The sequence below is a fragment of the Pelagibacterium lacus genome (assembly GCF_003345525.1).
GTDB classification, from domain to species: Bacteria; Pseudomonadota; Alphaproteobacteria; order Rhizobiales; family Devosiaceae; genus Pelagibacterium; species Pelagibacterium lacus.
Genome location: NZ_QQNH01000004.1, coordinates 167368 through 179534 on the forward strand (window position 1 = coordinate 167368; position 12167 = coordinate 179534).

Annotated in this window: 12 protein-coding genes; 7 read left to right on the forward strand and 5 right to left on the reverse strand. The window is 63.8% G+C overall.

What is annotated here, in order from left to right; genetic code table 11:
- The first annotated feature begins 152 nt into the window (after positions 1-152).
- Entirely contained in the window at positions 153-602 is a 450-nt protein-coding gene (locus tag DVH29_RS04880; RefSeq protein ID WP_114645032.1) for a DNA polymerase III subunit chi, read from the forward strand.
- Here DVH29_RS04880 and DVH29_RS04885 read toward each other — a convergent pair.
- The gene (locus tag DVH29_RS04885) at positions 599-1456 is read right to left on the reverse strand and encodes a DUF4344 domain-containing metallopeptidase (RefSeq protein ID WP_158541563.1); all 858 of its coding nucleotides are present in this window, start codon (positions 1454-1456) and stop codon (positions 599-601) included. The genes DVH29_RS04880 and DVH29_RS04885 overlap by 4 nt on opposite strands.
- Before the next feature lie 75 nt (positions 1457-1531).
- Positions 1532-3409 (reverse strand): ABC-F family ATP-binding cassette domain-containing protein, encoded by a 1878-nt coding sequence (locus DVH29_RS04890; RefSeq protein ID WP_114645034.1) that lies wholly within the window; start codon positions 3407-3409, stop codon positions 1532-1534.
- Positions 3410-3582: 173 nt separating this feature from the next.
- Here DVH29_RS04890 and ndk point away from each other — a divergent pair, with 173 nt between their 5' ends.
- Complete coding sequence (ndk, locus tag DVH29_RS04895) at positions 3583-4005, forward strand: nucleoside-diphosphate kinase (protein WP_114645072.1); 423 nt, start codon at positions 3583-3585, stop codon at positions 4003-4005.
- 47 nt (positions 4006-4052) lie between these two features.
- On the opposite strand, the gene DVH29_RS04900 is transcribed toward ndk, so the two are convergent.
- Positions 4053-4673, reverse strand: coding sequence for a MarR family winged helix-turn-helix transcriptional regulator (locus tag DVH29_RS04900; protein ID WP_199562522.1), 621 nt, complete (start codon positions 4671-4673; stop codon positions 4053-4055).
- A 98-nt stretch (positions 4674-4771) separates the two neighbouring features.
- Between DVH29_RS04900 and DVH29_RS04905 the strand changes: the two genes are divergently transcribed.
- The 3 genes from DVH29_RS04905 (at position 4772) to DVH29_RS04915 (ending at position 9540) form a co-directional block, all read left to right on the forward strand.
- A complete protein-coding gene (locus tag DVH29_RS04905) occupies positions 4772-6313 on the forward strand; it encodes an MDR family MFS transporter (protein WP_114645035.1) in 1542 nt (513 codons plus the stop codon).
- Between the two features lie 141 nt (positions 6314-6454).
- Positions 6455-8551, forward strand: coding sequence for a molybdopterin-containing oxidoreductase family protein (locus tag DVH29_RS04910; protein ID WP_114645036.1), 2097 nt, complete (start codon positions 6455-6457; stop codon positions 8549-8551).
- On the forward strand, positions 8548-9540 hold the full coding sequence (locus DVH29_RS04915) for an acetyltransferase domain-containing protein (RefSeq protein ID WP_114645037.1): 993 nt from the start codon (positions 8548-8550) through the stop codon (positions 9538-9540). Before DVH29_RS04910 ends, DVH29_RS04915 begins: the two co-directional genes overlap by 4 nt.
- Here DVH29_RS04915 and DVH29_RS04920 read toward each other — a convergent pair.
- Positions 9531-10295, reverse strand: a complete 765-nt coding sequence (locus DVH29_RS04920; protein WP_114645038.1) for a sulfite exporter TauE/SafE family protein — start codon at positions 10293-10295, stop codon at positions 9531-9533. The two genes, DVH29_RS04915 and DVH29_RS04920, sit on opposite strands and share 10 nt — an antisense overlap.
- Positions 10296-10607: 312 nt before the next feature.
- Between DVH29_RS04920 and DVH29_RS04925 the strand changes: the two genes are divergently transcribed.
- Positions 10608-11030: a glyoxalase superfamily protein gene (locus tag DVH29_RS04925; RefSeq protein ID WP_439331612.1), complete on the forward strand. Its 423-nt coding sequence runs from the start codon at positions 10608-10610 to the stop codon at positions 11028-11030.
- A 111-nt stretch (positions 11031-11141) separates the two neighbouring features.
- Positions 11142-11849, forward strand: coding sequence for a glutathione S-transferase N-terminal domain-containing protein (locus tag DVH29_RS04930; RefSeq protein WP_114645039.1), 708 nt, complete (start codon positions 11142-11144; stop codon positions 11847-11849).
- 55 nt (positions 11850-11904) lie between these two features.
- Here DVH29_RS04930 and DVH29_RS04935 read toward each other — a convergent pair whose 3' ends face one another.
- The gene (locus DVH29_RS04935) at positions 11905-12108 is read right to left on the reverse strand and encodes a CsbD family protein (protein WP_114645040.1); all 204 of its coding nucleotides are present in this window, start codon (positions 12106-12108) and stop codon (positions 11905-11907) included.
- Positions 12109-12167 lie beyond the last annotated feature (59 nt).

Here is a 12167-nt window from a genome sequence, read left to right on the forward strand (position 1 = left end):
GGCGCCAGCGTCGCTGCTCCTTCTAGCCCAATCGCCGCAAGGGCAAAAGGCCGACATTGCGTTGACCCCGCCGCCGGGAAGGCCCATGCTGAGCCGGCCAAGTCAGGACTTTTGATGCCCGCACACCCTTTCGCCTCGTTCACAAATCGCCGATGACCGATCTCCTGTTCTATCACCTCGAGACCCGGCCCCTGGAAAAGGTGCTGCCGACCCTTCTGGAAAAAACCCTGGAGCGGGGCTGGCGCGCGGTCGTCGAAGTGGGCAGCCGGGAGCGTGTCGAGGCGCTCGACGCAGCGCTGTGGACCTATTCCGATGACAGCTTCCTGCCCCATGGGGTGGCGATGGGCGGTGATGCCGATGCGGCGCAGCCGGTGATTCTGACCGATGGGCGGCAGAACCCCAACGCGGCCAGCGTGCGCTTCTTCGTCGATCGCGCCACCCCGCGCGCGGAGCAGGGTTATGACCGGCTGGTCTATATCTTTAACGGCCACGATCCGGATGCCGTCATCGAGGCGCGGGGCGTGTGGCGGGCGCTTCGCGAGACCTACAGCGTCACCTATTGGCAGCAGGATGCCGAGGGGCGCTGGAGTAAAAGGGCCTAGTCGCGGCGTCCCAGCTTTTCGAGCTTGAGCTTGCGCATCAGGGCGAAATGCTCGCGCACCGGCATGATTTCGTCGACATACATCTCGTAGAAGAAATCGACCCATTCGTAGCAGAGGATGACCTGCCGCTCGCCGGGGTCGTAGAAGGCGTTGACCTCGCCGCAGGTTTCGGCGGTCATGGTGACGGGATTGGGCAGCACGAAACTCTTGCGAACCCAGTCCGCATACATCTCCAGCACCCCGGCCGAGCGCAGCATGTCCTCGATATGGCCGTATTCGCCGCTGCTGTCGCGATAGGCGGTGGTGATGGGAGCCCCGTCCATGCCGGGGCCGCGCCGGTGCGGCTCGAGAACCGACCGCCACCCCTTCTCGGCGATGCGATAGTCTTCGGCGCAACTCTTCTGGCGATCGATGGGCAGGGAGACGCGCGTGGCGTAGCTGGTGTGCTCGACATAGTCGCTGCCCACCATGAGGCAGGCAATGGCGAAGGAGCGCTGGATGTCGAGGCTGTGCTCGCCGTAGAAATCGGAATTCACATAGCCGCGCGAGGGACGGGTGGATTCGGAAAACAGCCAGCCGTCGACCGTATCGCGCAGGGCGACGAAATCGGCCGGATCTTCGCTCTGCAGCATGAAGAGCGTCGCCATGGTATCGACGGCGTCTTCCTCCTTGCCGAGCACCGGCAGGTCGAGCTGATCGACGAACATATGGCCGATCTCATGGAGCATGGTGTGCCGGGTATTGTTGAGGACGAAATCCACCGCTGCGCTGCGCTGGGCGTTGGTCAGTTGCTGGGCGGAGGCCGGAAGGGCGGCCAGTGCGAGAATGGCGGCCAAAATCGTCCTGAGCTTCATCGGGCACCTCCATGCCGGACGCGATGATCCTTGATCCAAAGCAATCATGCCCGCCCCATGGCTGTAAATGGCTTTTTACGAGTCCGCCTGAGCGTCTTCGAGGGCGGCGCTTTTTTCCAGCCAATGATCTTCGAGCGTGGCGATCTCGCCCTCGAATTTGGACTTCTCCATGCCGAGCCGGATCGCCTTGTCGGGATCGCCGGAATAGAGCGCGGGGTCTTCAAGCTGCTTGTCGACTTTGGCGAGGTCCTTGCGCTTCCATTCAAGTTTTTGCTCGATCGCCTTGATCTCCTTGCGCAATGGCGCGAGTTCGGCGCGTCGGGCGGCCGCTTCCTGCCGCTCGCGCTTGCGGTCGGAGGCCGGGCCGCCGCCCTGGGCGCCGCCATTGGAGGAGCCGGAGACCAGCGTTCTCTGATAGCCATCGAGATCGTCATCGAACGGGGTAACCGTACCGTTCTCGGCGATCCACAAGGTGTCGCAGGTCGCTTCGATGAGGTGCCGGTCGTGGGAGATGATGAGGACGGCGCCCTTGTAGTCGTTGAGTGCGTGCACGAGGGCGTCGCGGCTGTCGATGTCGAGATGGTTGGTCGGCTCGTCGAGGATGAGCATGCCCGGCCCGCCAAAGGTGATCAGGCCCATGAGGAGGCGAGCCCGCTCTCCGCCCGAGAGATTTTTGGCCTTGGTATCCATGCGCGTGGTCGACAGGCCCATCTGTGCCACGCGCGCCCGGCGGCGGGCCTCGCTGTCCTGCGGCATCAGGTCGATGACGTGCTCGTATGGGGTCAGTTCGGGCTTCAGATGATCGAGCTGGTGCTGAGCGAAATAGGCGACTTCGAGCGTCCTGGCCTTGAGCATCTGGCCGGCCATGGGCCTCAGTTCTCCCGACAGGAGCTTGGCGAAGGTTGATTTCCCGTTGCCGTTCGGCCCGATCAGCGCGATGCGGTCATCGGGATCGATGCGATTGGTGATGCGGGAGAGGATGACCGTGTCGCCATAGCCCACCGAGACGTTGTCGAAGGTGATCATCGGCGTCGCGGGGGATTTTTTAGGCTGCTGGAAGCTGAACGGCGCCGCATATTCGTCGAACAGCGCTTCGGGGGGCCGCAGCTTCTGGATGGCCTTGATCCGGCTCTGGGCCTGCTTGGCCTTGGTCGCCTTGGCCCGGAAGCGATCGACGAATTTCTGCATATGCTCGATCTGACCCAGGGTCTTTTCGCGTGCCTTGTTCTGCAGGTCCATCTGCATGCGGCGCGTTTCGGCAAATGTGTCGTAATTGCCGCTGTAGTAGGTGAGTTTGCCGCGTTCGAGATGGATGATCGAGGTCACAGCCTTGTTGAGCAGGTCGCGGTCGTGGCTGATCATGAAGACCGTATAGGGATAGGTCGCCAGATAGCGCTCCAGCCACAGGGTGCCCTCGAGGTCGAGATAGTTGGTCGGTTCGTCGAGCAGCAGCAGGTCGGGCTGGGAAAACAGCACCCCGGCCAGGGCGACGCGCATGCGCCACCCGCCCGAGAGCTCACGGCAAGGCGCTGACTGGCGCTCGTTTGAAAAGCCCAGGCCCTTGAGGATGGAACTGGCCCGGCCCTCGGCGGTGTGGGCATCGATATCGGCGAGACGGGTGTGGATCTCGGCGATCCGATGGGCGTCCTCGGCCGTTTCGGCCTCTTGCAGCAGGGCGGTGCGCTCCTTGTCGGCCAAGAGCACCATGTCGAGCACGCTCACCTCGCTGGCCGGAGCCTCCTGGGCGACGGCGCCGATCCGGGCGCGCTTGTTGAGTTCGATCGAACCCTGTTCCGGCGCGAGAAATCCCTGGATCAGCTGGAAGAGGGTGGTCTTGCCCGAACCGTTCTTGCCCACGAAGCCGGTCTTGGAGCCGGTGGGCAGAGTCACCGAAGCCCCCTCGAACAGGGAGCGACCGGCGATTTTGTAATGGAGATTGGTGATCGTCAGCATGGTGGGCGGTGAGTAGCCTTGCAGCGGGATGGGCGCAACATCATTATTTCAGGTGCCGTTCGCAGGCGCTGGATGGCAAGGACAGGGGTGTCGCCCGTCTTGCCTCTGCCATGGACTAACGCTAAAAGGCGCCACTTTCCAACTTCGCTTTCTCATCAAGGACAGTGACCATCATGGCCATTCAGCGCACCTTTTCGATCATTAAGCCCGACGCCACCAAGCGCAACCTCACCGGCAAGATCATTGCCAAGTTCGAAGATGCCGGCCTGCGCATCGTCGCGTCCAAGCGCATCCACATGACCCGCGAACAGGCCGAAGGCTTCTACGCGGTGCACAAGGAGCGTCCCTTCTTCGGCGAACTGGTCGATTTCATGATCTCCGAGCCGGTGGTGGTGCAGGTGCTCGAAGGCGAAGACGCAATCGCCAAGAACCGCGAAGTGATGGGTGCCACCAATCCGGCCGATGCCGCCCCCGGCACGATCCGTAAGGAGTTCGCGCTGTCGATCGGCGAAAATTCGGTGCATGGCTCGGACGCCCCCGAAACCGCTGCCGAGGAAATCAAGTATTTCTTCAAAGACGAAGAAATCGTCGGCTGAGGCCGGCTCTATCGCATTGCAAAGGCCGTCCTTCGGGGCGGCCTTTTTTATCGGCTGTCGGCTGCCGCCGGTTCCTGGCGGATGTGGCGGATCTGTTGCGCCATCTCGGCGATCTCGCCGGCGAATTTTTCCTCGCTGCTTTCACTGGTGCGCATCCAATCGGAATAGCTCTCCAGCATGGGCACGAATTTTTCCAGATCGTCGTCGGACCATCCGGAGAAGAATTCGCCGAGCAGCAGCCATTTGTAGTTGCGCACCGCGGTGACGATGGCCTCGCCGGCCGGGGTCAGCTCCAGAATCGTGCGCCGGGCATCGCGCTGGGAGGCGATGCGGCGCGCATATTCCAGATTGACCATTTCGGCGACGAGGCGGCTGGCCCGCGAGGGGTCGATCATCAGGCGCTCGGCGACGGTTGAAACCATTGTTTCGGCTTCCGCGTTGGTCGCGAACTCATAGTCCGGCGCGGCAATGGCGAACAGCACGTCGAGCTGGGCGAGATCGATCTCGAGCCCGAGCGCGGCCAGGGCCCGGCGACCGAGTTCGCGCTTGTGCATGCGGCGACGCCAGTTCTGCGCCACCGCATCGATGCGCATCAAGGCATCGGCGAGGCTGGCGCTTTTGCCGAGCTTTCCAAACAGCGAGCGCAAATGGTCGTGGCGTGTGGGCATTGAAGGCTCCTGAATACATGCAAGGTGCAATTGCATGCTATTGACATGTAAATGTATGTAGCAGATATATCAAGTACGTTTTGTTTCCGGAGCCTTCCATGTCGCACCTCGAGCCGGCGGCCGATGCCAATCCCACCAATGTCAAGCTGGTGCTGGGCGCGGTCGTGGCCACCCTTCTCGTTGCCTCGCTGGGGCAGACCATCATTTCGACGGCGCTGCCGATCATCGTGGGCGATTTGGGGGGTATCGAGCACATTTCCTGGGCCATCACCGGCTATCTGCTGGCGGCGACAGTCTCCGCGCCGGTTTTCGGCAAGCTGGGAGACATGTATGGCCGCAAGGTGATGCTGCAGGCCGGTATCGCCATCTTCCTTGTCGGGTCGATCATCGCCGCCATGTCGGTGAACCTCGCCATGCTGGTGTTCTGCCGCTTCATCCAGGGAATCGGCGGGGGCGGGCTGATCGTCACGGCGATGGCGGCGGTCGGGGACGTGCTGTCGCCGCGCGAACGGGGCAAGGTGCAGGGGTATCTCGGCGCCGTTTTCGGCGTCTCGACCGTGGTCGGGCCGCTGCTGGGCGGACTGATCGTCGAAATGCTCAACTGGCGCTGGCTGTTCCTGGTCAATATCCCGGTCGGGCTGGTGGCGTTCGCCGTGATCGCCGTCGCGTTCGAAACGCGCACGCGCGGGGTCAAGCGCAGCATCGATTTCGCCGGCGCCATCCTGCTCACCACCGCGCTTTCGGCCCTGGTGATCTATACCTCGATCGGCGGGACGATCCTGCCATGGCTGGCCCCGGAGGCCCTGATCCTGCCGGTGGTCGGCGTCCTTGCGCTGGTGGGGTTCATTTTCGCCGAGCGCCGCGCCGCCGAGCCCATATTGCCGCTGTCGCTGTTCCGCAACAATGCCTTCCGGGTTTCGAACGGGGTAGGGTTCATCGTCGGCACGGCGATGTTCGGCACCATCACCTATATGCCCTCCTACCTGCTGATCGTGCAGGGCTTCGGGCCCACCCAGGCGGGACTCGCCCTGCTGCCGATGATGATCGGCCTCATGGGGTCGTCGATGCTCTCGGGCATCTTCATTTCCCGCACCGGGCGCTACAAGCATCTGCCGATCGTCTCGACGGCCATCCTGGTGGTGGGGGCGCTGCTGCTCTCGACCCTCGCCGTCGATACGCCCTTCCTGCTGGTCATGTTCTACATGCTGCTGGTCGGCATCGGCATCGGGCCGGTGATGAGCGTGGGGGTGACCGCCATCCAGAACGCCGTTCCCCATACGGTGCTCGGTGTGGCGACGGCCAGCGCGCAGATGTTCCGCCAGATCGGCGGGTCGCTCGGCGTGGCGATCCTAGGCGCCATCTTCGCCAACCGCCTGGCCTATGAGACCCTGGCCATCGGCCATCCCGAGGGCACGGCGGGCTTCGCGGCCGAGGCGCTGGCGGCGATGCCGGCCGGCGAGCAGGCCGCCATGATGCAAGCCTATGTCTCGGCGCTGCATCCCATCTATCTGGTCGCCGCGGGCGCCGCCGTGGTGGCGTTTATCCTGAGCTGGTTCCTGGTGGAGATCCCCCTCTCGGACCGCCAGCCCGGCCAGGGCCGATCCGGCCCGGCCAAGGCCGAGCCGCAGGCCGCCGAATAGGTCGAATCTTTCTCCTTTCGAGGTTCGGCCCAATGAGCCGATCCAGGCTGTTGCCGCCTGGATCGGCTTTTTTCTTGCGCAACCGGCTGACAGGGCGGGGCGCGGCGCATAGTATCCGCGCGAAACGATCGAGCCTCGCCTATGAACAAACCGCTCGTCCGCCGCATTGCGCGGACTGCCTGTCCCCATGACTGTCCCTCGACATGCGCGCTGGATATCGAGGTGCTCGATTCGGGCACCATAGGCCGCGTGCGCGGGGCGCGGGACGACCCGTATACGGCCGGCGTCATCTGCGAGAAGGTGGCGCGCTATGCCGAGCGAGCCCATCATCCCGACCGGCTGCTCCATCCCCTGCGGCGGACCGGCCCCAAGGGTTCGGGACAGTTCGAGCGCATCTCCTGGGCGGAGGCGCTCGACACCATCGGACGGCGTTTCCTCGAGATCGAGGCCGAATACGGACCCGAGGCGATCTGGCCGTATTATTACGCGGGCACGATGGGACATGTGCAGCGCGACGGTATCCAGCGACTGCGCCATGCCAAGGGATATTCGGGCCAGTACGACACCATCTGCACCATGATTTCCTGGACCGGCTATGTCGCTGGGACCGGATTTCTGGCCGGCACCAATCCCGAACAGATGGCCGAAAGCGACTGCGTGGTCATCTGGGGCACCAACCCGGTCAATACCCAGATCAACGTCATGACCCATGCCATCCGTGCGCGGCGCGAGCGCGGGGCGAAGCTCGTGGTGGTCGATATCTACCGCACGGGCACCATGGAGCAGGCCGACATGCCGCTGCTCATCCGGCCGGGCACCGACGGCGCCCTGGCGCTGGGGGTCATGAATGTGCTCTTGCGCGACGGGCTGGCCGATCGCGCCTATCTTGCCTCGCACACCGACTTCTCGTCCACCACCGAAGCCCATATCCGTGCCGCCGATCCGCAATGGGCCGCCCAGATCACCGGGCTGTTGGTCGACGAGATCGAGGCCTTTGCCCGTCTGATCGGGGAAAACCCGCGCAGCTTCTTCCGGCTCGGCTATGGGTTCGCCCGCCAGCGCAACGGCGCCACCAACATGCACGCGGCGCTGTGCCTTCCGGCGATGATCGGCGCCTGGCGCCATCGCGGGGGCGGGGCGCTGCACTCCAATTCGGGCACGTGGCGGCTGGATAAGTCCGAGATCACCCGTCCCTTGCTCAAGCAGCCGGGGGTCCGCACCCTCGACATGTGCCGCATCGGCCCGATCCTCACCGGCGACGCGCAAGCGCTCGCATCGGGCGGTCCGGTCAAGGCGCTGCTGATCCAGAACACCAATCCCATGGTGGTGACGCCCGATCACGCGCTGACCCGCAGAGGGTTCGAGCGCGAGGACCTATTCACGGTGGTGCACGAGCAGTTCATGACCGAAACGGCGCAGATGGCCGATATCGTCCTGCCCGCCACCATGTTCGTCGAGCACAACGACTATTACACGCGCGGCGGTCATACGCGCGTGCTCTATGGGCCCAAGATCATCGATGCGCCGAGCGAGGCGCGGCCCAACCATTTCGTGATCAACGAGATCGCCAGACGGGTGGGCGCCGAAGCCGCCGTCAGCGAGAAGACGGACCGCGAACTGGTCGCGGCGGTGTTCGCGCGGTCGCGATATGGCGATCTCGACGCCATCGCGGAAACCGGTTTCGTCGACCGGGCCCTGCCGGACGACAAGGCGCGCTATCAGGAGGGGTTCGCCTGGCCCGATGGCCGCTTCCGCTTCCACCCCGATTGGGAAGCCACCCGCATCAAGCGCGGGGTCGAATGGGTGTGCGAGCCTTCGGACATGCCCGATGTGGTCTCCTATTGCGACTGGACCGAGCCGGCGACGCCCGAGGTGCCGTTTCGCCTCGCGACCTCGCCGGCGCGGACCTTCCTCAATTCCACCTTCGGGGAAACCCCCGGCACAAGGAAGCGTGAGGGGCCTCCCTCGCTGCTGGTGCATCCGGAAGACGCTGCGGCGCTCGGTCTTGCCGATGGCGCGCCGGTCACCATCGGCAATCACCGCGGCGAGGTGGAACTGACCCTGCGGCTGTTCGACGGCCTGAGAAGGGGGGTCGTGGTGGCGGAGGGCGTGCATCCCCACAAGGCGCACCGCAAGGGCAGGGGGATCAACACCCTTATCGGGTCCGATCCGGTAAAGCCGTTCGGCGGCGCGGCCTTCCACGACGCGACGGTCTGGATCAGGGCGTCGGCGTCGTGACCGCGCTCTCGCCCACCACGCGCTCGCGGATTGCTGCCATCGACGTTGCCCGGGGCGTCGCCATCGTGGCGATGATCATCTACCATTTCACCTGGGATCTCGCCTATCTGGGGTTCGTTGCCTTCGATCCCACGCAATCGTTGCCCTGGGTGGTGTTCCAGAAGGCGATCGCCGGCACGTTCATCTTCCTGACCGGCGTGTCGCTGGTGCTGGCCCATGGCGCCGCGATCCGCTGGCCGGCGTTCTGGCGCCGCTTTGCCTTCATCGCCGGTGCGGCGCTCTTGGTGACCATCGGGACGTTCGCCTTCTCGTCCCAGACCTTCGTCTATTTCGGCGTCTTGCACGCCATTGCCGCCTTCGGGCTCATGGGACTGGCCTTCCTGCGCCTGCCGCTTGCGCTCGTTGCGGTGCTGGCCGTGGTGATCATCGGCCTGCCGCTGTTCGTGCAGTCGCCGGTGTTTGGCGAAAAGCTCTGGTCGTGGATCGGCCTGTGGGACGTGCCGCCGCCCAGCGAGGACCTCGTGCCGCTGTTTCCCTGGTTCGGCGTCGCATTGGCCGGCATCGCCGCAACGCGCTGGGCACTGGCTTCGGGGCTGGCGTCCACGATGGCCAGATACAGGGCCGAGGAGACGATCGGCGCGCTATTGGCCAGGCTGGGCCGCTGGAGCCTTATCATCTATCTGCTGCACCAGCCGATCCTCATCGGTGCGCTTACCGCCCTTTCGGCGGCGACCGGCACTGCCGATGCGCGCCGCGCCGAGGGCTTTGTGGCAAGCTGTGAGGCGAGCTGTGGCGACAGCGCGGGCGATGCGGCCTATTGCACCGCCTATTGCGCCTGCGCGCTCGACCGCGTCGAGGCGGAGGATCTGTGGTCCATCCTCGAAGCCGGCGAACGGACCCCAGAGCAGGAAGCGCTGCTGATCGGCCTCACCAATCAATGTGCCATCGAAGCGCTCGATCCCGGCCTGCTGGCCCCGGATCAGGAATAGGTGCTCCAGAAGAAATAGGCCGTCAGCCCGATCCCGTAGACGATGACGAAGCCGCGGATAGCCCTTGCCGGCACCAGATGGGCGAAATAGGCGGCGGCGAAACCACCCGCCATCGCCCCGGCCAGGGCGACCGATCCTTCCACCCACGCGATCGAGCCCGTCGCCGCGAACCGCACTATGGCGATGACAGAAATCACCGCGGAGATCAGCAGCTTGAGGCCGTTCATGGCGTGAACGTCGTCGAAGCCGGCCAGGGCCAGCCAGGCCAGCAGCACGATGCCCAGGCCTGCATTGAAGAAGCCGCCGTAAAAGCTGATGGCCAGCAGCAGAAGCGAAATCCCCATCGCGCCGGCCCGTGCGGCCCGCTTCGATCCGGTGGAGCGGCTGGCGAGGAAGCGATTGATCCTCTGGCCGAAGACGTAGATCGTCACGGCGAAGGCCATCAGCCATGGGATGGTGCCCGAGAACTGCGCGTCCGACATCCGTATCAGGGCTTCGGAGCCGAGCCAGCCGCCGACGAGACCGAGGATTGAATAGAGCAGCAACCGGTTCCGGTACGGCCGTATGTGCCGGCGATAGCCGATGGCGCCGGTCACATATCCGGGCAGGCACGCATAGGTGTTGGACGCATTGGCCAGCACCGGCGGCACGCCGGCGAACAGCAATGCGGGAAAAATAACGAAGGAGCCGCCACCGGCGAGCGAGTTGATGATTCCGCCGAGCAGTCCGGCGGCGAACAGCAATAGAAAGGTCACGGTGAATCCAGCAGAGCGTCGTTTGCCGCGACCATAGCCGGAAACGCCGCCCGGACCAGCATCTCGCATGCATTTTCCGCATGGTGGCAATGCAATTGACTTTTTGCCCGCGCGTGCCTATCTCCGCCCTTGGTTGAAGCGCCGGCCGTCCGCGGAGCCCATGCTCCAAGGTGAAGTCTTCCACGCCAACCCGGATTTCCGGGCCGCGTGACCTGCAAAACATCGTCCCAACTCTTGGCGGTGCTTGGCAATGCGGACACCCAAGACGAAATCCGCCGTGGAGACAAGACGATGCGCAAGCCTGCATCCCATTTGACCACGACTGATCTCAAGACTGAGGCGCGCGAATACCGCACTGCCCAGGTCGATGCCGGTCGTCCCATATCCCATGCCCAGTCGCTCGAGATGGTGGCGCGGTTCCATGGATTCCGCGATTGGAACACGGCCGCCGGCGTCCTGCCGATGACCCGTGGCCCGGTGTTTGCCGTCAGCCAGAGGATCGAGGGCGTCTATCTCAAGCAGCCCTTTACCGGCACCATCATCGGTGTCGCGGCCCTGGGGGCGGGGGACATGTTCCGCCTTACCGTGCAGTTCGACGAACCCGTCGACGTGGTGACGTTCGAAAGCTTTTCGGCTTATCGCCAGCGGGTCAACGCCACTGTCAGCCGCGACGGCATTTCGCCCAGCCGAACCAGTGACGGCGATCCGCATATGGTGATCACCCGGCGGAACTGATCATCCCCGCGCCGGCCCCCAACGGGGCCGGCGCTACCGGGGGTTGAATTGATCGTAAAATTACGATGAGTTGGCCGGCATCGCTTTTCGGCCCGGCACAAAGGAGTCGCCATGACAATACAGACCCAACCGATCGATCTCTATTATTTTCCCACCCCCAATGGGCACAAGGTTTCGATCATGCTCGAGGAATTGGGGATTCCCTACAAGATGCATCCGATCCGCATCGGCAAGGGAGACCAGTTCAAGCCCGAGTTCCTGGCGATTTCTCCCAATAACAAGATTCCCGCCATCGTCGATCCGGAAGGACCCGGCGGCCAGCCGATTTCGGTGTTCGAGTCGGGCGCCATCCTCAAATATCTCGCCGAGAAGTTCGGCAAATTCTATCCCACCGACGCCCGGGCGCGGGTGAAGGTCGACGAATGGCTGTTCTGGCAGGTGGGCGGTTTCGGCCCCATGCTCGGCCAGAACCATCACTTCAAGCAATACGCTCCCGAAAAGCTGCCCTATGCCATTGACCGCTATGTCAACGAGACGCACCGGCTGTATGGCGTGCTCAATACCCAGCTTGAGGGACAGGACTATATGGCCGGCGAATATTCCATCGCCGACATGGCCACGCTGAGCTGGTCGCTGGGGTGGGAAAAGCAGGGGATGGATCTTGCCGAATTCCCCAATGTCTCAGCCTGGCAGGAGCGCCTGAAAGCCCGTCCCGCCGTGGAGCGCGGCTTGGCGCTCCAATTGCCTGAGGAAGATCAGGTGGCCCTGGCCGACGACAAGGACGCGCAGGGCGTTCTGTTCAACCAGCGCGCCAAATAACCCATGAAAAAAGGCGGCACTGTTGGTGCCGCCTTTTTTGTGCGTGACCTAGGGGTCACCACTGATTGCGATCGAACCAGTCGTCGACTTCGCGGCGTGCTTCATCCTTGGTCTTGCCGTAGCGCTCCTGGATCTTGCCTTCGAGCTGTTCGCGCTTGCCGGCGATGACGTCGAGGTCGTCATCGGTGAACTTGCCCCACTGTTCCTTGACCTTGCCGGTAAACTGCTTCCAATTGCCTTCCATCTGATCGCGGTTCATCGAAATCTCCTTTTCGGTGTGTGGAGAGGAAACGCCTCCAGCGCCGAAGCGGTTCCTCC